Origin of the sequence: Pseudomonas putida, from assembly GCF_003228315.1 — a bacterium.
GTDB classification, from domain to species: domain Bacteria; phylum Pseudomonadota; class Gammaproteobacteria; order Pseudomonadales; family Pseudomonadaceae; genus Aquipseudomonas; species Aquipseudomonas putida_S.
In genome coordinates, this window is sequence record NZ_CP029693.1 from 979973 (window position 1) to 1001094 (window position 21122).

Annotated in this window: 17 protein-coding genes; 5 read left to right on the plus strand and 12 right to left on the minus strand. The window is 62.5% G+C overall.

The window, feature by feature from the left end; genetic code table 11:
* Positions 1 to 3 precede the first annotated feature (3 nt).
* The 3 genes from DKY63_RS04350 to DKY63_RS04360 all read right to left on the minus strand — a co-directional run bounded on the left by DKY63_RS04350 (position 4) and on the right by DKY63_RS04360 (position 4299).
* Entirely contained in the window at positions 4 to 1434 is a 1431-nt protein-coding gene (locus tag DKY63_RS04350) for a hypothetical protein (protein ID WP_110962959.1), read from the minus strand.
* Between the two features lie 150 nt (positions 1435 to 1584).
* On the minus strand, positions 1585 to 2325 hold the full coding sequence (locus DKY63_RS04355; RefSeq protein WP_110962960.1) for a TetR/AcrR family transcriptional regulator: 741 nt from the start codon (positions 2323 to 2325) through the stop codon (positions 1585 to 1587).
* Between the two features lie 3 nt (positions 2326 to 2328).
* Positions 2329 to 4299 (minus strand): alkyl/aryl-sulfatase, encoded by a 1971-nt coding sequence (locus tag DKY63_RS04360; RefSeq protein WP_110962961.1) that lies wholly within the window; start codon positions 4297 to 4299, stop codon positions 2329 to 2331.
* A 197-nt stretch (positions 4300 to 4496) separates the two neighbouring features.
* Between DKY63_RS04360 and DKY63_RS04365 the strand changes: the two genes are divergently transcribed.
* The 5 genes from DKY63_RS04365 to DKY63_RS04385 all read left to right on the plus strand — a co-directional run bounded on the left by DKY63_RS04365 (position 4497) and on the right by DKY63_RS04385 (position 10369).
* Complete coding sequence (locus DKY63_RS04365) at positions 4497 to 5543, plus strand: LacI family DNA-binding transcriptional regulator (RefSeq protein WP_110962962.1); 1047 nt, start codon at positions 4497 to 4499, stop codon at positions 5541 to 5543.
* A gap of 61 nt (positions 5544 to 5604) precedes the next feature.
* Entirely contained in the window at positions 5605 to 6888 is a 1284-nt protein-coding gene (gene hisD, locus DKY63_RS04370; protein WP_110962963.1) for a histidinol dehydrogenase, read from the plus strand.
* Positions 6889 to 6892: 4 nt separating this feature from the next.
* The gene (locus DKY63_RS04375) at positions 6893 to 7333 is read left to right on the plus strand and encodes an acyl-CoA thioesterase (protein WP_110962964.1); all 441 of its coding nucleotides are present in this window, start codon (positions 6893 to 6895) and stop codon (positions 7331 to 7333) included.
* Positions 7330 to 8916 (plus strand): arylsulfatase, encoded by a 1587-nt coding sequence (locus DKY63_RS04380; RefSeq protein ID WP_204354293.1) that lies wholly within the window; start codon positions 7330 to 7332, stop codon positions 8914 to 8916. Before DKY63_RS04375 ends, DKY63_RS04380 begins: the two co-directional genes overlap by 4 nt.
* A gap of 268 nt (positions 8917 to 9184) precedes the next feature.
* Positions 9185 to 10369: an acetyl-CoA C-acyltransferase gene (locus tag DKY63_RS04385; RefSeq protein WP_110962965.1), complete on the plus strand. Its 1185-nt coding sequence runs from the start codon at positions 9185 to 9187 to the stop codon at positions 10367 to 10369.
* 49 nt (positions 10370 to 10418) lie between these two features.
* On the opposite strand, the gene DKY63_RS04390 is transcribed toward DKY63_RS04385, so the two are convergent.
* The 9 genes from DKY63_RS04390 to DKY63_RS04430 form a co-directional block, all read right to left on the minus strand.
* Entirely contained in the window at positions 10419 to 11189 is a 771-nt protein-coding gene (locus DKY63_RS04390; RefSeq protein ID WP_110962966.1) for an SDR family NAD(P)-dependent oxidoreductase, read from the minus strand.
* Between the two features lie 47 nt (positions 11190 to 11236).
* Entirely contained in the window at positions 11237 to 12325 is a 1089-nt protein-coding gene (locus tag DKY63_RS04395) for an alpha/beta fold hydrolase (protein WP_239499375.1), read from the minus strand.
* Positions 12326 to 12328: 3 nt separating this feature from the next.
* The gene (locus DKY63_RS04400) at positions 12329 to 12721 is read right to left on the minus strand and encodes a phasin family protein (protein ID WP_110962967.1); all 393 of its coding nucleotides are present in this window, start codon (positions 12719 to 12721) and stop codon (positions 12329 to 12331) included.
* A gap of 4 nt (positions 12722 to 12725) precedes the next feature.
* Positions 12726 to 14057 carry an alpha/beta hydrolase gene (locus DKY63_RS04405; protein WP_110962968.1) on the minus strand — a complete coding sequence of 444 codons (1332 nt, stop codon included), beginning with the start codon at positions 14055 to 14057 and terminating at the stop codon, positions 12726 to 12728.
* A gap of 125 nt (positions 14058 to 14182) precedes the next feature.
* Positions 14183 to 16783: a helix-turn-helix transcriptional regulator gene (locus DKY63_RS04410; RefSeq protein WP_162634864.1), complete on the minus strand. Its 2601-nt coding sequence runs from the start codon at positions 16781 to 16783 to the stop codon at positions 14183 to 14185.
* A 92-nt stretch (positions 16784 to 16875) separates the two neighbouring features.
* Complete coding sequence (locus DKY63_RS04415) at positions 16876 to 18444, minus strand: long-chain-fatty-acid--CoA ligase (protein ID WP_110962970.1); 1569 nt, start codon at positions 18442 to 18444, stop codon at positions 16876 to 16878.
* A gap of 171 nt (positions 18445 to 18615) precedes the next feature.
* Positions 18616 to 19767 (minus strand): acyl-CoA dehydrogenase family protein, encoded by a 1152-nt coding sequence (locus tag DKY63_RS04420; protein ID WP_110962971.1) that lies wholly within the window; start codon positions 19765 to 19767, stop codon positions 18616 to 18618.
* A gap of 19 nt (positions 19768 to 19786) precedes the next feature.
* On the minus strand, positions 19787 to 20617 hold the full coding sequence (locus DKY63_RS04425) for an SDR family NAD(P)-dependent oxidoreductase (protein ID WP_110962972.1): 831 nt from the start codon (positions 20615 to 20617) through the stop codon (positions 19787 to 19789).
* A 61-nt stretch (positions 20618 to 20678) separates the two neighbouring features.
* Positions 20679 to 21113, minus strand: a complete 435-nt coding sequence (locus DKY63_RS04430; RefSeq protein WP_110962973.1) for a MaoC family dehydratase — start codon at positions 21111 to 21113, stop codon at positions 20679 to 20681.
* Between the last annotated feature and the right edge of the window lie 9 nt (positions 21114 to 21122).

Here is a 21122-nt window from a genome sequence, read left to right on the forward strand (position 1 = left end):
GGCTCAGCCCTCCAGGGTGTTGAGGAAGTCCATCGCCTCGCGATGGGAATGTTCGGAGGCGGCGCAGGTGATCTTGTCGTCCCCACCGTTTTTCTCGCTGTAGCGCTGGATGGCACCAACCGCGTAGCGACTGTGGCGCCCACAGCTGCACGACTCACTCCACTCGATGGTGACTTCATCGCCCGTGATGAAACCGCCCCAATGGATGTCAGCCCCCAGATCGAAGAACGCCGCGCGGCCGGTCTGGCGTCCCTGGCGTGGCAGCGGCTTGCTGGTTTGCGGGTCCAGCAGGAAAGGAATCGCGGTATGCGCGAGGTGGAAGTTGCCCTGCTCGCAACGCATCGCCGAGCCGCTGACCACTTCTGACATGGCATAGGACTCGTGCAGCACCTTCACGCCCATGAAGCGCATAACGTCTTCACGCCAGTTTTCCGGCGGCACCACCCCTTTGGCACCGCCGGTGGTGGCGATATAGGAATCGGGGTGGAACACCCCTTCCAGACCCCGCTCCAGACCGGCCGTGGCCATGTTGTGCAGCAGGTTCCAGGTGCCGCCGATGTACACGCGCTTGCCTTTGAGGCGTGTGGCGATGTCATCGAAGAAAACGGCCAGGTGCTGCGGCATTTCGGCCTGCTGCTGGTCGAAGGCCTTTTTCTTGGCCAGCAGTTCCGGCGCGATCACCAGGCGATCCAGGGTGCCATTGGCATGAGCCGCACGCAGCCGGGCGCCCAGGCGCAGCACGTCGCTGGACAGGGTCGACGGATACGCCGGGTGGAAATGCGACAGGTCAGGCAGCAGCACTCTGGCGAGCACCCCCATGCCGCGCAAATGGCTGAGGTAGCCCTTCTGGTAGTACGGATAGGCCGTGTGCAGGTCCGGGTCCGGCGTGTCGGCGCCGCTCATGTTCCAGGCGTAGAGCTTGCGGATTTCGGCGGCCTTTTCGAACTCACGGGTACTGCACGGCAGGAACGACAAGGTTCCGGAGGTGCCGGAGGTGTGGCTCAGGCACAGCTCCGGCACTTCCCTGTCCATGGTTTCGAACCAGTCATCCAGGCCCTTGCAGGCGTTGACATCGACGGCGACGATCTTTTCGGCCAACTGCGGAACCACCAGCTTGCCCAGCCATTTGTTGATCGCGGCGAAGTTGTTCTTTTCCAGCAGCGATGGCGGGTAGGACTTGAACATCGTGTGTTCGAACAGCAGCGGCACCACGTCGTCCAGTTGCTCGATCCGCTCGATGCCCTCGCCGTCTGCCAGCTTCTTCAGCATCGCGATACGCTCGCGCATCTCAGCGAAGCGTTGTTTCAGTCCGGCCAGTTGCAACCTGTCGATCTGTTCGGCAGGCATCCGGTTCCAGTCCTGCAGGCTGTGCCCGACCAGGGCCGCCGGGTCGCTCAGCAGCAGTTCGACCTGTTGTTCTGTTGTTGTTTTCAAGGGTCAGTCTCCTGGGATTCACCTGGCCGTCGATGCGCAACGGCCTTCAGGGCTGAGCCAGTTTAGGGTCAGCGAGGGCGAAATCATTTCCGGATTCCGTCACCCAAGCATTCACCCCAAGAGACTGTTTTTATGGGATTTTTTGTCGATTCACGGGGTGTTTTCCCGGCACTGCTCCGCTTTCTCCGTGGTCAGCAGCGCATGGAGCATCCGCGCCAGCATGCGCACGGTGTCCTCTTCCAGCAGATAGGCCGGCTGTTCGATCACCAGCGCACGGGGTAACGCGGTGACCGCCTGATAGGCAAGAAACCCCGCTTTCACGCGATCAGCCACGCGGATTTCGCCGCTGAAGCGTTGCACCAGGGCCGGAATCACCATCGAGATCCAGAAGCGCTCGGGCTTTACGATCTCCAGCCTTACCAGTTCGCCGTAATACGCGCTCTTTATGCTCAACTGCGAGTCGATGTTCACCCAGTGATGCAACGCGCAGAGCCCGGTACGCAAGACCATTTCGATACCGTCATACAGAGTCGCCGACGCCGGTAGCGCATGGAGGTTGGCGATGATTTGCTGGCGGATGTCAGCGCGGTAATCCTCGAAAATCGCGGCGATCAGCGATTCGATCGTGGGGAAGTATTCGTAGATGGAACTGGTCGCCACGCCGGAGTAATCGGACAGGCGATAGATCGTCAATGCTGCGCGCCCTTCCCGCTCAAGGATCTTGCAGCCGGCGGTTTTCAAGGCATCGACCAGGGCCACCGAGCGTGCCTGTTTCGGCTGCTTGCGCGGCCTGTCCGGCAGATTGCGCAGAATGTCAACACCGGCCTCCAGGCCGTGAGAGGACGGCCCCGCCCCCTCACGGCCTTGTGTTAAATGACTACGACGAGCCATGACTCAGGGCGTCACGATATTGAACGTGGGTTGGAAGCTGGTGAGCATGCCGAGCATGGCCTTGAAGCGCTCCGCATCACCTTCGAGCTTGATATCCCCCTGTTTGAGCGCCGTTGGGAAATCCAGCTGGCGCAGGCTGATCCGGTCCAGCACGTCCTTGCTCATCGTCACCGTCACATCCGCCTTGGCGTGGCTGGCGTGTTCACGATAGGTCAGCACCCCGTTGCGCAGGGTCACGGCGAAGGATTGGCCCAGGTCCGTGAAGTTCCAGTTCAGCGTCATGTCATGGCCCTGAGCCTTGTCCGAATCCATGCGCACCGCCAGCACATCCATGAACATCGTCGGTGTCGCCGCCCGAATCAGGTCGGCGGTGGCCGGGGCGCCCATCTGCGGCTGGACCTGGCGCAACTCCTGGGCGCCGGTCAGGTACATGTTGCGCCAGATCGCCGACTCGCTGCGATAACCCAACTGCTCCAGCGCATCGGCCTGGGCCTGGCGCGCGGCCTTGTTGTCCGGCTCGGCGAAGACCAGGTGGTTGCCCAGCTGTGCCGCCCAGCGGTAATCGCCCTGCTGCATCGCCGCGTGCATCAGCTCCAGCACCTTTTCAGCGCCGCCCATGGCCTGCACGTAGTGCTTGCCGGCGTCCACTGGCGGCAGCGGATCGAGGTTGGCCGGGTTACCGTCATAAAACCCCATGTAGCGTTGATACACCGCGCGGGTATTGAAGCTCAGGTTCCCGTAGTAGCCCCTGGCATACCACTTGTGATCCAGCTCGCCGGGCAGTTTCTTCACCGCGTCGGCAATTTCCAGCGGGGTCATGCCCTGGTTGAGCAGGTTCAAGGTGCGGTTGTTGATGAAGGCGTACATGTCGCGCTCATCGGCGAGCAGATTGCGAATGCCCTCGGCTCCCCAGGTTGGCCAGTTGTGCTGGGCGAACATCACCTGGGTCTTGTCGCCATAGCGCACCAGGCTGTCATCGAGAAATTGCCACCAGGCCTTGGCATCGCGCACTTCCGCGCCACGGGGGGTGAGCACGTTGTGCATGGTCATCACGGCGTTTTCGGACATGCACAGCGCCTGCATTTGCGGCAGGTAGATGTTCATTTCCGAGGGTGCCTCTGTCCCCGGCGTAAGCTGGAACTCGAACTGCACGCCGGCGATGGTTTTCTTTTCCAGCGGTTCGACGATCAGGTCGCTGGGCGCAATCAGGCTGATGGTGCCGCCCACCGGGGCGCCCTTGCCGATGCCCGTGTCCAGTTGCCCACGCTCGCTGCGCTCCACCGAGCCGCCGCTCTGATACTTGCCGCGGCGAAGCATGGCATTGCCCGCCAGGACGTTTTCCTGGATCGCGTGCTCCATGAAACCGCTTGGGGCGTAGATGTGCACCTTGCCGGCCTGGACGTCGGCCTCGTCGATCACCCCGCGTACACCGCCGAAATGATCGATGTGACTGTGGCTGTAGATCACCGCCACCACCGGTTTGCGCGGGCGGTTCTTGTAGTAGAGCTCAAGGCCTGCCTTCGACGTTTCGGTGACGTACAGCGGGTCGATGATGATCAGCCCGTCGTCACCTTCGATGATGGTCATGTTGGCCAGGTCGATGCCGCGCAACTGGTAGATCCGGTCGGTGACCTGGAACAGGCCGGCATTGGCGTTCAGTTGCGCCATGCGCCACAGGCTGGGGTTCACCGAATCCGGGGCCTGCTTCTGGCTGAGGAAGTCGTACTGGTGGGTATTCCACACCGTTTTCCCATCGGCATTCTTGATTTCGCCTTCAAAGGCGGCCACCAACCCCTTGCGGGCGGCGTCGTAGTCGGCGCGATCCTGGAATGGCAATTGATCAAGCACTGCCCGATTGGTAGCCACAGTTGTCGGACTGGCGGCCTTGGCCATGTCGCCCGCGTCGTCCAGCGCCCAGCTCGGTCCGCTGATCAGGGAGATGGCAGTGACCAGCGCGGTCAGGGAATTACGCATATCGACTCCTCAAGCATGGATCGCGTCCATTGTTTTTGTCGTGGCACGTCTTGAATGCCATTTCGCGCAGGTTATCCCCCCCTGTGCCTGGCCACCCCCTCCATTGGGGAGGGTCCGCTTTGCGTGAAGCGCGAATAACCTTCGGCCCATCAGTGCACACGATTGCACAACACTCAAATACGGCCGGGCTGATTGACATGACGCGCGACAGCATCAACGAGGATCTTCCCACCCGCCGCCCGCCCGAGGCCGGCCTGCGGGTGACCGCCAGGGACCTCGCCCGGCGTCTCGGGGTCGCCACATCGACCATCACTCGCGCATTTGACGAGCAGTCGCGCATCTCGCCCCGACAACGCGAGCGAATTCTGCAAATGGCCGATGAGCTGGGTTATCGCCCCAATGCCATCGCCCGTTCGCTGAACAAACGCAGGACCGGCATCGTGGCACTGGTCATGGGCGATATGGCCAACCCGTTTTATCCAGCACTGCTAGAAGCCTTTTCCCTGAAGTTGCGCCAGTCAGGCCGGCAATTGCTGCTCTTTGTCGTGCCGCCGGGGGGCGATGCGGATGAACTGATGCCACAAGTGCTGCAATACCAGGTCGATGCCGTCGTGGTGACGGCGGCGAGATTGTCTTCGCACTTGGCGCAACTGTGTGCCCGCCAAGGGGTGGCGGTGGTGTTCATGAACCGCCGCGTCGATGATCCGAGCGTAAGCTCGGTGTGCTGCGATAACGAACGCATGGCGGTTGAGGTGGCCGAGTACCTGCTGCGCCAGCAACGCCGTGCCTGCGCCTTTGTGTCCGGTGATCCGAGCGTCTCCACGACCGCTGACCGCTTGCGCGGATTCGAGCGGGGCCTGGCCAAACAGGGTCAGCGCCTGGTGGCGTGCATCGAGGGTGGGTACACCTATGAAGGCGGACGTCAGGCTGCGGCCCGCCTGTTCAGTACCGCACACCCGGTTATCGACGCCGTGTTCTGCGCCAACGACGTCATGGCCCTCGGCGTATTGAGCCACCTGCGAATGAACACGCGCCTGCGCATCCCGCAAGACGTCGCCGTGGTCGGCTTCGACGACATCCGCGCGGCAGCCTGGCCGGAAAATGACCTGACCACCGTGCACCAGCCGGTCAGCCAGATGATCGATTGCGCCATTGGCCTGCTCGACGAGGGTCACCCGCAGGGCGACGTGATCCCGGCGTTGTTCGAGCTGCCCGGGCGCCTGGTCATTCGTTCCTCGGCGTAGCGCACCCCTTGAACAGCCTCGCGCCTGAATTCCCAATCCCTGCAACCAAAGGAAATGCCCCGTGATCCAGCAACTCAAGAAAGGTCAATCGGCCCAGGCAAAAGCCAGTAACCAGGCTCAGGTGCGCGCCACGGTGGAAGGTATCCTCGCCGACATCGAGCAACGCGGTGACGCGGCGGTACGCGAATACTCCGAGAAGTTCGACAACTGGGCACCGCAAGACATGCGCCTGACCCAGCAGCAGATCGATGCCTGCATCGCCAGCCTGCCCGCTCAAACGCTCGACGACATCAGGTTCGCCCAGGCGCAGATTCGCAACTTCGCCCAGATCCAGAAGGACTCGATGCACGACGTCGAGGTGGAAACCCTGCCGGGCGTGGTCCTGGGTCATCGCAACATCCCGGTCAACTCGGTGGGTTGCTACATCCCCGGTGGCAAGTACCCGTTGATCGCCAGTGCGCACATGAGCGTACTGACCGCCAAGGTCGCCGGCGTCAAGCGGGTCATCGCCTGCGCGCCGCCGTTCGAAGGCAAGCCGTGCCCGGAAATCGTCGCCGCCATGCACCTGGCCGGCGCGGACGAGATCTACTGCCTGGGTGGCGTGCAGGCCGTGGCCGCCATGGCGATCGGCACCGAGAGCATTGTCGGCGTCGACATGATCGTCGGCCCGGGCAACGCCTATGTGGCCGAGGCCAAGCGTCAGCTGTTCGGTCGCGTCGGCATCGACCTGTTCGCCGGCCCCACCGAAACCCTGGTGATCTGCGATGACACCGTGGACGCCGAACTGGTGGCCGTGGACCTGCTGGGCCAGGCCGAGCACGGCCCGACCTCCCCGGCCTATTGCGTGACCACCAGCAAAACAATCGCCGAAGCACTGCCGGCCGCCATCGACCGGGTGCTTTCACGCCTGGACACCGCACCGGTCGCAAGCGCCGCCTGGAACGATTTCGGTGAGATCTATCTGTGCGACAGCGACGAAGAAGCCCTGCAAGTGGCCGAACGCCTGTGCTCCGAGCACGTGCAGGTGATGACCCGGGACCCTGGCTGGTACCACGATCGCATGACCCGTTACGGCGCCCTGTTCCTGGGCCATCGCACCAATGTCAGCTACGGCGACAAGGTCATCGGCACCAACCACACGCTGCCGACCATGGGCGCCGGCCGCTACACCGGTGGGCTGTGGGTCGGCAAGTTCATCAAGACCCACACCTACCAGCGTGTGCTGACCGACGAGGCCAGCGTGATGATCGGTGAGTACTGCTCGCGGCTGTGTGGCTACGAGCATATGTCCGGCCACAAGGAGCAGGCGGACATCCGCGTGCGCCGCATGAAGCAGGAGGCTTGAATTCATGAGCAAACCCGTACCGCACAACCGCAGCGACTATCGCTACCTGCGCGATATCACCACGCGCTGGATGGACAACGACGTCTACGGCCACGTCAACAACGTCATCTACTACAGCTGGTTCGACACCGTGGTCAACGGCTGGCTGCTGGAGCACAACCTGCTCGATTTCGAGCAGTGCCCCACCGTGGGTCTGGTGGTCGATACCCATTGCAGCTACTTCACGTCCGTCGCCTTTCCCGACCTTGTGCGTGCCGGCCTGCGCGTGGCCAGCGTGGGCACTTCCAGTGTGCGCTACGAAGTCGGGCTGTTTGCCAATGACGATACCCAGGCGTCGGCACAGGGGCATTTCGTCCATGTCTACGTCGACCGCGTGACGCGCCGGCCAGTGCCGCTGCCGGCGGCATTGCGCCAGGCTCTGGAGAGCATCGAGGTGGTGTCATGAACAACTTCAGCAGACTTTTCCTGGCCTGCATCATGCTCGCCGCTCCCCTGGCACAAGCCCAGACCAGCAAACCCAACATCCTGGTGATCTGGGGCGACGACATCGGCTGGCAGAACGTGAGTGCCTATGGCATGGGCACCATGGGCTACACCACGCCGAACATCGACCAGATCGGCATGGAGGGCATCCGCTTCACCGATCACTACGGGCAGCCGTCCTGCACCGCCGGTCGCGCGTCGTTCATTACCGGGCAATATCCGATTCGTTCCGGGATGACCACGGTGGGCCAGCCCGGTGACAAGCTCGGCCTGCAAGCCGCCTCGCCGAGCTTGGCCGAGGTGTTGAAAGAAGCCGGTTACCGCACCGGCCAGTTCGGCAAGAACCACTTGGGTGACAACAACCCCAACCTGCCGACGGTGCATGGTTTCGACGAGTTCTACGGCAACCTGTACCACCTCAATACCGAGGAACAGCCGGAGTACGCCGACTACCAGAATTTCGCGAAAAATTATCCCGGCGGCCCCCAGGCCTACGCGAAGAAATTCGCCACCCGTGGCGTGCTGCACACCTTCGCCACCGACAGGGACGACCCGACGGTAGATCCGCGCTTCGGCCTGGTCGGCAAGCAGACCATCGAAGACACCGGGCCGCTGACGATGAAGCGCATGGAAGACTTCGATGGCGCCGAAGTAATCCCCCATGCCATGGACTTCATGCGCAAGGCCAAGGGCGAAGACAAGCCCTTCTTCGTCTGGCTCAACACCAGCCGCATGCACCTGTACACGCATCTGAACGCCAAGTGGAAACATGCCGCCGACAAATACACCCATGAGGGGGACAAGCAAGGCGGCGGGATGATGCAGCACGACTACGACATTGGCCAGCTACTGGAATTTCTCAAACAGAGCGGCCTCGATAAGAACACCATCGTCTGGTATTCCACCGACAACGGCCCGGAACACTCCTCCTGGCCCCATGGTGCGACCACACCCTTTCGTGGCGAGAAGATGACCACCTACGAGGGCGGCGTGCGCGTGCCGTCAATGCTGCGCTGGCCCGGGGTGATTGCCCCCGGGCAGATCAAGAACGGCATTCAGGCGCACATGGACATGTTCACCACCCTCGCCGCTGCCGCCGGTGTGCCGGACGTGGTCGAGCGCATGAAGGTGCAGAAAAAGCAGTACATCGACGGCGTCAACAACCTCGACTACTGGACCGGCAAGGCGCCGGAAAGTGCGCGCAGCAGCCTGTTCTACTACATCGAGAGCAAGTTGACCGCCGTGCGCATGGGCCCCTGGAAAATGCATTTCTCGACCAAGGAGGACTACTACGCGCCGATCAAGCCGTTGTTTGCCCCGCTGATGTTCAACCTGCGCAGCGACCCGTTCGAGAGCTACGACAGCAACGATTCCTATGGCCACATGATCCAGAAATCATCGTGGATCTCGGCGCCCATGGGCGAGCTGATCGGCGCGCACCTCAAGTCCCTGGCCGAGTACCCGCCCGTACAGACGGCCAAGACCTTTGACCGTTCGAATCTGGTGCAGGACTTCCTCAGAAGTCAGCAGAAGCCAGCACCCTGAAAGCTGCAACCCTGTAGGAGCGAGCCTGCTCGCGATGGCGGTGTGTCAGGCGACATATCGGTGACTGACACACCGGTTTCGCGAGCAAGCTCCCACAGGTCTATCGGTTGTACGCAACATCGGCAAACAACCCGAATCCCTGTGGGAGCAAAGCTTGCTCGCGATGAGGCCGGCACATTCAACATCGATGTCGCCCGACACGCCGCCATCGCGAGCAAGCTTTGCTCCTACAAGGGGCCGAGTTTTCCATCAAACAGGAACAACAAAAATGAAAGAAGCCGTCATCCTTTCCACCGCCCGCACGCCGATCGGCAAGGCGTTTCGCGGGGCCTTCAACATCACCACGGCCCCGACCATGGCCAGTTTCGCGATTCGCGCCGCTGTCGAACGCGCCGGCATCGAGGCCGCTGAAATCGAAGACCTGGTGATGGGCACCGGGATGCCCGCCGGTACGGCTGGCTGGAACCTGGGGCGCATGAGCGCGCTGGCCGCCGGTCTGCCATTGACCGTCAGCGGCCAGACCCTGGATCGCCAGTGCGCCTCGGGCCTGATGGCCATCGCCACCGCCGCCAAACAGATCATGGTCGACGGCATGCAGGTGACCATCGGCGCGGGCCAGGAACACATCAGCCTGGTGCAGAACCGCCATATGGAATGGGTCGGCAGCCAGCACGACGAACGTGTCTTGCGCAATGTCCCCCTCGCCTACATGCCCATGTTGCAAACTGCCGAACTGGTGGCCGAGCGCTACAGCATCAGCCGCGAAGCCCAGGACCTCTACAGCCTGCAATCGCAGCAGCGCACCGCCGCCGCGCAACAGGCCGGTCTGTTCAGCCATGAAATCGTCCCGGTCACGGTCACCCGGCAAGTGCTGGACAAGACCAGTGGTGCGGTCCGCCATGAGCAGGTCAACTTGAACCTTGATGAAGGCAACCGCCCACAGACGACCCTTGAAGACCTGAGCAAACTCAAGCCGGTGATCGACGGTGGCTGCATCACCGCTGGCAATGCCAGCCAGTTGTCCGATGGCGCCAGTGCCTGCGTGCTGATGGACACGCGCCTGGCCGAGCAGCGCAACCTGCGGCCATTGGGGCTGTATCGAGGCATCGCCGTGGCGGGTCTGGCGCCGGAAGAAATGGGTATCGGCCCGGTACTGGCGGTGCCAAAACTGCTGAAGCAGCATGGCTTGAGCGTCGATGACATCGGTCTCTGGGAGCTCAACGAAGCCTTTGCCTGTCAGGTGCTCTATAGCCGCGACAAACTGGGCATCGATAACGCCAGGCTCAACGTCAACGGTGGCGCCATTGCCATCGGCCATCCCTACGGCATGAGCGGTGCGCGCATGGTCGGTCACGCCTTGCTGGAAGGACAGCGCCGTGGAGTGAAATACGTGGTGGTCACGATGTGCGTCGGCGGTGGCATGGGCGCCGCCGGTTTGTTCGAAGTACTGTGATGCGAGGCGCTCGGTGTACCGAGCGCCTGACGCGGATACTGCAACGTGACTAAAGGCTGGATATCACATGCCCGCCGTCCACGGTAATCACTGACCCTGTCATCCACGACGAGGCCTGTGTCGCCAGTAGCAACAGCGCGCCATCCAGTTCCTGCGGGGTGCCGAGGCGCTGCATGGGGATGCGCTTGATCAGCGCCGCGCCCTGGGGCGTTTCCCAGGCCGCCTGGGTCATCTCCGTGCAAATGTACCCGGGTGCGATGGCGTTGACGCGGATGCCATGGCGCACCCATTCCACCGCCAGGCTTTTGGTCAACTGCACCACGGCCGCCTTGGAGGCCGAGTACGCCGCGACGCCCGGCATCACCCGTTCGCCCTGGATCGAGGCGATATTGACGATGTTCCCGCCCTGCCCCTGCGCTTTCCATGACCGTCCCGCTTCGGTGGACACCAGCCAGACACCGCGCAGGTTGGTGGCGATGATGTCGTCGAACTCGCTGAGCGGCTGGGTCAGTGCAGCGCCTTCATGGCCGATCCCCGCGTTGTTGACCACCACGTCCAGCGGCTTGCCCGTCTCGGCAATCGTCGCGAACGCCTGTTTGACGGAAGTCTCGCAGGCTACGTCCAACTCGACGATCGTCACCTGCTGCGCACCCAGTGCCTGCAGTTCGCCGGCCAGGCTTTCCAGGCGTGACGTGCGCCGTGCGCCAATCACCACCTGGGCACCGCAGCTGGCGGCCAGCCGGGCGAAATGATTGCCCAGCCCCGACGACGCGCCCGTGATCAGAATCCGTTGCCCAGCGAGCATCGCTCCAAGGTTCATTGCACTTCACCTCTGTTGAATGACTTATGTGATTAAGGAAAGGAGACTTACAGGGAGCGCGTTCCCAGCCATTCATCGAGCGCTGGCCACATGCGTTTTTTCGCCGCAGGCCCGGCGATCAGGCTGACATGCCCGCCCGGCAGCATGATTTCCTGCTTGTCCAGCGAGCCCACTTTCGCCACCAGTGGCTGGGCGCACGCGGGCGGCACGAGCGTGTCGTGCTCGGCGATCACGTGCAGCAACGGCACCGTTATCTTTGCCAGGTCGATCGTCTGGTCGGCGATGCGCAGGCCGCCCTCGTGCAGGCTGTTGTTCCACATCAGCTGCTTGATGACCTGGCGATAGTATTCCCCGGCCAGCGGCAAATTATCGTTGCCCCAGCCAACCATCATCCGGTGGTTCCTGACGTAGGCGTCGTTCCACATGTTGTCCCACAGCCGCAGTCGCCCGGCCAGGCGCCCCACCGGACGTTGCAGGTCGACGGCCTTCATGATCATGTCGCCGGGGATGATGCCGACCGTATCGACGAGTCGATCAACCTGGAAGAAACGCGGGTTGGCGGCACCTTTGGACCAACTCATTTGCGACCAGTCCACGGGCGTGGTGAAGCACACCAGGTTCTTCAACGGGCCGTCGACATGCAGCGCCGCATAGAGCGTCGAGAGCACGCCGCCCATGCAGTAGCCGGCCAGTGTGACGTCTTCAACGCCGCTGTCTGCCTGCACCCGGCGTATGCAGTCGGGAATGAAATCGAGCACGTAGTCTTCGATGCGCAAGTGCCGCTCGGCCTGGGTCGGCGCGTTCCAGTCCATGACATAGATGTCGTAACCACGATCCAGCAGGTAGCCGATCAGGCTCTGGCGCTCGGCCAGATCAAAGATGTAGGCCTTGTTGGTGGTCGCCATCACCAGCAGCAACGGCACCCGATACACTTCCTGTCGGGTGGCGTGATACCGGTACAGGCTCAGTGTGCCGCGCCGGTGCAACAAGGTCCTGGGGGTCGTTCCCATGGCGGGTCCGGGTGACCCCAGGTAGTCGAGCCCCTTGAGACGGCGCTTGATCATCCGGTCGACTTCGCAGCGCAACCGACCGGTGAAGGACTGGGCGCCATCCTGATTCGGGTGAGTGGATGCCATCGGTCAATCCTCCTTGGGCGCGCGCTTGGTCGCAGGTTTGAGTACACGTTTCACCGATTTGCTCTGCGCAGGTGATGGGCGAAGAGTGCGAGACGGCCGGGGTGCAAGCGCAGCGCTGGCCGGGGGTGGGAGCAATTGATCGAGTTTGTCTTCGATGCGCTGCACGGCGCTGGCCAGGGTGTCCACTTCCGAGCGGCTCGGCAGTTCCAGGCGCCTCAAGACGTTGGCCACGGAGCGTTCGAACACATGCTGCACCCCTAAGGAAACCCTGGAAAACTGGTGCAGGGCCTGGGCAAACTCCGCCGACTCCATCTTTTTCGTCGCCAACGAATTGATTTCGCGCTCGATCACGTTGAGCGCCTCGCCCCACAGTTGAAACGGATCAAACTTTCCCACGGCATTACTCTCCGGTCAGTTGCGAATTGGGATAGGACTGTTGGGCACTGCGCCGATTAAGACGTGCGATCAAACGGCGGCGCAGCAGCCTCAGGGGTGCACTCAAGGGTTGCAGCACCAGGCCCGCGGCGCTGGCGGACAGCGGCGAAACCTGGCGCAGCAACGTGCCGCCCCAGCGCTCGGTCGCGACCCAGGTCATCAGCCCGGACGTCGTCAACTCCCCCGCTGCCGCGCACAGGCGCGAGGATCGCCTGGGCGTTTCGTCAGTGATTTCCAGCGTACTGTCCGGGGCGGGTTCGTCGCGAAAGGCCGCGGCCAAGGCATCGCCGATACGCTGCAGGGCATCACCGCCGGCACCAATAACGGCGTCGAAATTCAGGAAACCGTGGAACTGCCCCGCGTAATGCAAAAGCTCCACCGCCACCCCGGCTGCCCGCAGGCGTGAGGTGTAATCCAGCCCGTCGTCACGAATCGGATCGAAGCCCGCGCTGATCATCACGGCCGGCGGCAACCCGCGCAGATCGCTGCTGCGACGCGGAGACAGCCAGGGATCCTGCGGGTCCAGTGATTCGAAGGAACCGGCAACGGTCTGCTTGATTTGCGCCAACAGTTTGTCGGTGATCATGAAGCCTTCGGCATTCTCGACGAAGGAAGGAAACTCCTGCAGCAGGTCGGTGGCCGGATAGGCCAGCACCTGCAGGCACAGCGTCGGCCCGCCCTCGCGCAGCGCCTGCTGGGCCACCGCCGCGCAAATGTTGCCACCGGCCGAATCGCCACCGATGGCCAGCCGCGAGGTATCGATCCCCAGCGTCGCGCCGTTTTCGGCCACCCACCGCAGAGCGGCGAGGCAATCCTCGCGTCCGGCCGCCAGGTCGTGCTCCGGCGCCAATCGGTAGCGCACGGCAATGCTGATGCAATGGGCGTTATGAGCCGTGCTGCGGCAGATCGACTCGGCGCTGTCGAGTCCGCCCACCACAAACCCGCCACCGTGGAACCAGAGGAAAGCCGGTAGCAGCTGCTCGGTGTTATCGGGTCGAAAAATGCGCATTTCGATCGACCCGCCGGGGCCGTCGATGACCACTTCGCTTACGGTCGAGACCGTGGGTTGTTCCCCCAGTGCCAACGAAGCCAGGCGCCAGACCTCACGCAACTGGCGCAGCGAATAGTGCTCGACGGGGCGCAGACGCGTTGCCAGGTTGAGGATGCGCAGAAAGGCGCGGGCATCGCGATCGGGACGACTTGCACGACGCACATGCGGCATGCCGACGTCGCGAAGAGCGTGGTCTGTGGTGTTTTGACGACTGTTCCTGACGGGTGATTCGGTTGACGCGGTCATTCAATATCCCTCGAATGTTTCCTGCCAACAGCCTACCCAGAGTGGCCCGCTCACTGTCCCCCTCGGGAAGAGGGTGGCGCACCCACCCCACCCTCCGGTTTTACTTGAATGCTGCCCTGAGAACGTCAACCGCGCTTTCGGGCAACGATGATCGCGTCGTAACGGCTGGACACGCCGAACTTGAAGAAGATGTTCTTCAGGTTCCACTTCACGGTCTGCAGGCTGAGATTCAAGGTCAGTGCGATGCGCTTGTTGGACATTGATTGCTCAAGCAACTCGACAATGTCCTGCTCGCGGCGGGTCAATGCCACCTGACTGGCGCTGGCTTCGAGCGGTTTCTGTGGGGTTTTGTCTTCTTCGACTGGCGACGCTTGCGCAGCCTCGATCAACAACCTGCGGTAGAAATCGCCCAGCGCCGCATCCTCTGCCAGGTCGAGTTTGAGCAGCACCGTCTGAAAGGCCTGGCCCTCATCCAAAAAGGTGCGCACCAGCCCCAGACGATATCCGCTGGCGATGGCCGAGCGCAGATGATCCATCGCTTCGCCGTTGCGCCCCAGCTCATCGAGGGCAAACGCGCGCAGCAGTTCGACCTTGACCCGCCATTGCCCCCTTCCCAGTTCGCCGGCGTGCCGTTCGACAATGTGCAGTGCCTGCAAGGCGGCTTCCGGTTGCCGCCGGGCCAGGGCCAGGCGCGCCTTCGACAACGCCGCCAGGGTCATGATTTCCGCATCGCACGACGACGGCCCGCAATGGTTTCGCGCCAGATCGTCAAGCAATACCTGCAAGGTCTCGGCATGTCGCCAGTCACCGCACTTCAAGCAAAGGCTCAACTGTTCGTCGAGCATCCTGGCCGTGCCGCGATCCAGGCCCATGTCGCGAAAATGCGCTTCCTTCTGGGTCAGGTATGCCAACGCACTGTGTGGCGAATCCTGCAGGGCAAGCAGGCGTGCATGGCTCAGCGCGGCGCCGATCATGTAGCCCGGCGCCGAGAAACGCAGGATATCCAGGCGGTTGGCCAGCACTGCACGGGCTTCTTCGACCCGGTCCAGCTCATACAGGACTTCGGCCATGACCGCCGCGCTGGCGCAGGCACTGACCGAACGACGCCCATGCACGGACTCGGCCTGTGCGAGTATCGACGAGCCCATGCGCTCGGCCTCCAGCACCTTGCCTTCCAGCAGCAGCAACGAGGTCATGGCGGTCATGCCCATCAGTGCCATTTCGTCATCACTGTTGCGCAGACAACGTCCGCCGGGGCCGTTGAACAGGCTGCGGGCTTCGGCGTAGCGACCCACGAGGGAGAGGCAGGTGATGGTCATGCCGACGCGCACCTGCTCCAGGAACGGATGGCCGACAGGCTCACCAGCGGACAACTCCAGCAGGCCCAGACAATGGGTCTCGTCATCGGCATGCATGGCCAGCGAGGCCTTGAGCAGTTGCAACTGGTTTGCCCATTGCGGCGCTTGCGGCACGCTTTCAAACGCGGTGATCCAGGCTCGGGCCTTGCTGGTAAGGACCGTCAGCAGCGCGCCCCAGATCCCCAGCAGCATCAGTGACGGGTGCCCGGTCAGCTCCTGCAGGGGCACTTGCTCAAGCCAGCGCATGAACTGGCTCAGATGACTCACGCTGCGGTAGGACGGTTGCTTGCGTTCGAGCAACTGCACGACCACGGAAAAATCTTCGCTGTGCAGCGCATGACGAAGGGATTCGGGGATCAGCCCGGCCTGTTCAAACCAGGCCGTCGCACGCCGGTGCAGTTGCGCAATGTCTTCGCCCCTGGTTTGCAGACGCTGGGCCAGGAATTCCACAAACAGTGGGTGCAGGCGATACCACTGGCGGTTGCCCGGCAGATCCACCGGCTGAATGAACAGGTTGCGCTCCTCCACCGCGGCGATCAGCTCCCCTGCCCGCGCAGACCCCGTGACCTGCGCGGCCACGTCGGCATTGAAGCGGCGCAGGATGGAAATTTTCTGCAGGAAGTCGAACAGTTCCGTCGGCAAATCCGCCACCACATCTTCGGACAAGTACGCGCGCAGGGCCGCGCTGTCTGGCAGCAACGCGGTGCTTTTGACGCTCTTTTTCGGATTGGCCTTCAAGGCGATGGACATCAATTGCAGGCCGAAGGGCCAGCCATCGGTCTGGTCATGAATGGCGTGCGCAGCGTCAAGGTCCACCCCTTGGTTCAGGTGCGCCTTGAGGAAAGCCAGTGACTCGGCAAAGTCGAATGACAGGCCGGCGCCATTGACCTCACAAAGCTCGCCCATGGCACGCAACCGCCCCAGCAACAAAGGCGGCGTATTACGGGATGCCAACACCACATGCAATTGATGCGGTGCGCCATCGATCAGCGCCTGCATCATCTGCGCGATGCGCACATCGGCGGCATGCTGGAAATCATCCAGCAGCACATACAGCTCGCCGTTCGCCCGGGCCAGCGTATTGATCAACAGCGAAGCCATTGCCTGAATGCTGACCGCTTCCGGTCCGGCCAACAGCAGCACGTCACCGTCCAGGGGCAGGCCGGCCTGGCGCAAGGCGCCCAGCAAACTGACGCAAAACGACTCCAGGCTGGCATCGTCCGGCGACAATGACAGCCAGGCCACCTGGGCGCCGTTTTTGATCAGTGTCTGGCGCCACTGCGCCATCAAGGTGGTTTTGCCGAAGCCCGCGCTACCGACGATCAATTGCAGGCGACTGTGTCGCTCAGCCTGCAGTTTGGCCAGCAACTGTTCGCGGACCACCGCCTGGTTGCCGATTCGCGGGGGGCAAAACGGGTGGTGGTCAGTACTGCGTTGGTGTTCATGTTCTGTTTACCTGCTCAGGCGATATTGCGACCACGGTTCGCCCAATAAGGTTGGCGCAGCTCGTTCTTGAGAATCTTGCCCACCGTGGACAGCGGCAAGGCCTGGCGGAACTCGACACTGCGCGGGCATTTGTAGCCGGCAATCAGCGATCGGCAATGGCTCACCAGTTCCTCTTCGCTCACCTGGGCTTCAGGCTTGAGCACGATCACCGCGTGCACGGTCTCGCCCCATTTTTCACAAGGAATACCAATGACCGCGCATTGCGCCACGGCCGGATGGCTGGCGATGGCGTTTTCCACCTCGGCGGAATAGATGTTCTCGCCGCCGCTGACGATCATGTCCTTGAGCCGGTCGACGATGTACACAAACCCTTCCTGATCCATGTAGGCACCGTCACCGGTGTGCATCCAGCCATCCTTCAGGACTTCGGCGGTAGCAGCCGGGTTGTTCCAGTAGCCGAGCATCACGTTCGGACCGCGTACCGCGATTTCCCCGACGGTGCCACGCGGCACTTCCCGGCCGTCGCCGTCGACGATCTTCAGCTCCACGCAACTGATGGCCCGGCCGGCCGAATACATCTTGCCGCTCAGCTGGTGCTCGGCACAGTGGTACTGCGCGTCCAGCATGGTGCCGCCGGTGGTCAGCTCGGTCATGCCATAACCCTGAAAAAACCGCGCGGTGGTAAAGGCGGCGCAGGCACGGTCCAGCAGCACGGGAGAAATCGGCGAGGCGCCATAAATGATGTTCTTGATCGAGCTCAGGTCCAGGGCGCTCAAGGCCGGCGTTGCGTCGCGGGCATCGAGCATCATCTGGATCATGGTCGGTGCCAGCATGGCGTCGGTGACACCTTCCTGACTGATCAACTGCAGGGCCGCTTCACCGCTGAAAGCCGGGATCACCACATGGGTGCCACCGCAGATGAACAGGGCATACATGCCGGAAAAGTCCGCCAGGTGGAACATCGGCATCGCATGCAGGAACTTCGCCTCGTCACCGTAAAAACCCTTGCTCAGGCTGGCCAGGGCGGCGAATGCCAGATTGTCATGGCTGATCATCACGCCCTTGGGGAACCCCGTGGTGCCGCCGGTGTAGAAAATGCCCAGCAAGGCGTCGCCGCTGCGGCGCACGTCCTCAATGGCATCGGCCTCGGCCAGCAGGGTTTCGTAGGAGAGCATGCCGTGCGGTGTTTCGTGGTCACCGGCATAGATGACATGGCGAAGGGTGGCCGCCTGGCGGGCAATCATCTCGCCCATGGTGCTGAAGGTGTCATCGACGATCAGGATCGTCGATTGCGAATCGTCCAGTGAGTAGACGATTTCCTTGACGCTCCAGCGGGTATTGACCGGGTTGAGCACCCCGTCGGCCCAGGGTACGCCGAGGCTGTACTCGATGTAGCGCTGCGAATTGCGCGACAGCATGGCGACACAATCACCGCTCGCCAGGCCGAGTTTCTTCAGCGCACCGGCCAGCCGCGCAACCCGCTCGCCCAGCGCGGCAAACGACAGGCTGCGGCCCTGGTAGCGAATGGCCGTAGCCTCGGGGCGCTGCTGCATGTGCCGGTGCAACCCTTGGGTGATGTACATCTGAGCCTCCAAATCTTGTTGTTATCAGTAAAGCAGCTGCGCAAAGCCCCCTGTAGGAGCGAGCCTGCTCGCGATGGACGACAGAACACCGCGTTTAGCCTGAATGAACGCGTTTTCGTTAACGACCATCGCGAGCAGGCTCGCTCCTACAGAGAGCAAAGAGCAAAGCGTTTAGAGCGAACGCCCCACCAGCTCACGCTGGATTTCGTTGGCACCACCGTAAATGCGCGCAACGCGAGCGTCGGCGAACATCCGGGCAATCGGGTATTCATTCATGTAGCCGAAGCCACCGAAGAACTGCAGGCAACGGTCCATGACTTCGCCCTGGCGATCGGTGAGCCAGAACTTGCCCATCGACGCCAACGTGGTGTCGAGAGTGCCATCGACCCAGCGCTGGATGATCAGGTCACCAAAGGTACGCGCCGCCGTCACCGTGGCCTTCACGTCCGCCAGGGTAAAGCGGGTGTTCTGGAAGTCCAGGATCGACTTGCCGAACGCCTTGCGCTCCTTGGTGTATTCCACGGTCAGCGCCAGGGCGCGTTCCATGGCGGCAACGGCCTGGATCGAAATTTCGGCGCGCTCAAAGGGCAACTGCTGCATCAGTTGATAGAAGCCCTGCCCCTCGACGCCGCCCAGCAGGCAGTCAGCCGACACTTCGCACTCGTCGAAGAACATCTCCGAGGTGTCCTGGCCCGGCAGGCCGATCTTGTCCAGGCACTGGCCACGGACGAAGCCCGGGGTGTTGGTGTCGACGATGAACAGCGAGATGCCCTTGGAGCCCTTGGCTTCCAGGTCGGTCTTGGCGATGACCACCACCATGTCGCTGTTCTGGCCGTTGCTGATGAAGGTCTTCGAGCCGCTGATGACGTACTTGTCGCCCTTCTTCACCGCACGGGTGCGCACGCCCTGCAGGTCGGAGCCGGTGCCCGGCTCGGTCATGGCGATCGAGGTGATGCACTCGCCGGAAGCGATTTTCGGCAGCCACTGTTGCTTCTGCGCTTCGGTGCCGCTGGCCAGGATGTAGTGACCGACGATGTGGTTGATGCTCAGCGCGATACTCATCACGCCGGCATAGGTCAGCTCTTCCATGGCCACGGCGTAGTGGGCCGGGGTGCCATCGGCGCCGCCGTACTCCGACGGCATGTCCGGCAGGATCATGCCCATCTCGCCGCAGGCCAGCCACGCGGCACGGTCGGAACGGTGTTGCTCGCGCCACTTGTCTTCGTGGGGCAAGAGTTGTTCGCGCACGAAGCGGCGAATGCTGTCACGGAAGGCGCCGAGGTCTTCGTCCATCCACGCCGGGGTGTAGTTTTCCAGTTGCATGACAAATCTCCTTGAGGGATCAGACGGTGCCGAGGCCGCCGCCGCAGACCAGGACCTGGCCGGACACGTAGTCCGATTCCGGGATGCAGAACAGATACACGGCACCGGCCGCTTCATCCGGGGTGCCCGGGCGTCCCAGCGGGCACATCTGCTTGCCGGCCTCGATGGCGGCGGCCTGGATGCCGACCTTGATCTCGCGACCTTCGATGTTTACCGTCTTGCTCGCATCACCGGCCAGTGCCTGGGTCATGCGGGTTTCGATGTGTCCGTAGGCCACGGCATTGACGTTGACCTTGTGACGTCCCCACTCCTTGGACATGGTCTTGGTCATGCCCAGGATCCCGGCCTTGGCCGTGGAGTAGTTGGCCTGCCCGGCGTTGCCGGCGGCCGCGATAGAGGAAATGTTCACCACTTTGCGATGCACCACGCGGCCTTCGGCGGCCTCGGCCTTGGCGGCGGCGCTGATCACCGGGTAGGCGGCGCGCAGGATGCGGAACGGCGCGGTCAGGTGGCAGTCGATGATCGCGTACCACTGCTCGTCGCTCATCTTCTGGATCACGTTGTCCCAGGTGTATCCGGCATTGTTGACGATGATGTCGATGCCGCCGTAGTTGTCGACCGCGGTCTTGATGAAGCGGTCGGCGAAATCCACCGCCGTCACGCTGCCGATGCAGGCCACGGCATCACCGCCGGCTTCACGAATCTGCGCGACCACTTCCTCGGCCGGGCCGGCGTCCAGGTCATTGACCACCACGCGGGCGCCATCGGCGGCCAGTTTCAGCGCGACGCTGCGGCCGATACCACGACCGGAACCGGTCACCAGGGCCACTTTGCCTTCAAGCTTTTTCATCATTCGATACCTGTGTTTTCTTGTTGTGTTTGTGAATGGAATACCGGGGTTCAATCGGTGTTCAGTTCAACGTCACTACCGCTTCGCCCACCAGCTTGTCTTCGCCAAACTGGTTGCCGCACTTGATTTCCAGACGCACGAAACGCTCGCCGCCGGCTTCGAATTTCTGCGCCACACGCCCGGTCAGGTGCGGGATGTGGCCAATCTGGGTGATGCCGGTGAAGCGCACCGCGAGCTTGCGGATCTGCGGCTGTGGCACCCAGTTGGTCAGCAGGCGACCGAGATAGGCCGCCGACAACATGCCGTGGGCGAATACGTCCGGCATGCGTGCCTTGCGGGCGAAATCGATGTCGATGTGGATCTCGTTGTGATCGCCCGAGGCGCCGGCGTAGAGCGCCAGCATCGTGCGGTTGATCGGGCGCAGCTTCATCAGCGGCACCTCATCGCCTTCCTGGACATCGCTGAACTGCGGGCCGGTTTTCGGGAATTGGGACATGGCTTTTTC

Bases quoted from the DNA above. Each gene is read 5' to 3' on its own strand.
- DKY63_RS04415 (WP_110962970.1), bottom strand. From the start codon at position 18,444: ATGTACATCACCCAAGGGTTGCACCGGCACATGCAGCAGCGCCCCGAG.
- DKY63_RS04420 (WP_110962971.1), bottom strand. From the start codon at position 19,767: ATGCAACTGGAAAACTACACCCCGGCGTGGATGGACGAAGACCTCGGC.
- DKY63_RS04430 (WP_110962973.1), bottom strand. From the start codon at position 21,113: ATGTCCCAATTCCCGAAAACCGGCCCGCAGTTCAGCGATGTCCAGGAA.
- DKY63_RS04355 (WP_110962960.1), bottom strand. From the start codon at position 2,325: ATGGCTCGTCGTAGTCATTTAACACAAGGCCGTGAGGGGGCGGGGCCG.
- DKY63_RS04395 (WP_239499375.1), bottom strand. From the start codon at position 12,325: ATGGCATCCACTCACCCGAATCAGGATGGCGCCCAGTCCTTCACCGGT.
- DKY63_RS04390 (WP_110962966.1), bottom strand. From the start codon at position 11,189: ATGAACCTTGGAGCGATGCTCGCTGGGCAACGGATTCTGATCACGGGC.
- DKY63_RS04365 (WP_110962962.1), top strand. From the start codon at position 4,497: ATGACGCGCGACAGCATCAACGAGGATCTTCCCACCCGCCGCCCGCCC.
- DKY63_RS04425 (WP_110962972.1), bottom strand. From the start codon at position 20,617: ATGAAAAAGCTTGAAGGCAAAGTGGCCCTGGTGACCGGTTCCGGTCGT.
- DKY63_RS04375 (WP_110962964.1), top strand. From the start codon at position 6,893: ATGAGCAAACCCGTACCGCACAACCGCAGCGACTATCGCTACCTGCGC.
- DKY63_RS04385 (WP_110962965.1), top strand. From the start codon at position 9,185: ATGAAAGAAGCCGTCATCCTTTCCACCGCCCGCACGCCGATCGGCAAG.
- DKY63_RS04380 (WP_204354293.1), top strand. From the start codon at position 7,330: ATGAACAACTTCAGCAGACTTTTCCTGGCCTGCATCATGCTCGCCGCT.
- DKY63_RS04360 (WP_110962961.1), bottom strand. From the start codon at position 4,299: ATGCGTAATTCCCTGACCGCGCTGGTCACTGCCATCTCCCTGATCAGC.
- DKY63_RS04405 (WP_110962968.1), bottom strand. From the start codon at position 14,057: ATGACCGCGTCAACCGAATCACCCGTCAGGAACAGTCGTCAAAACACC.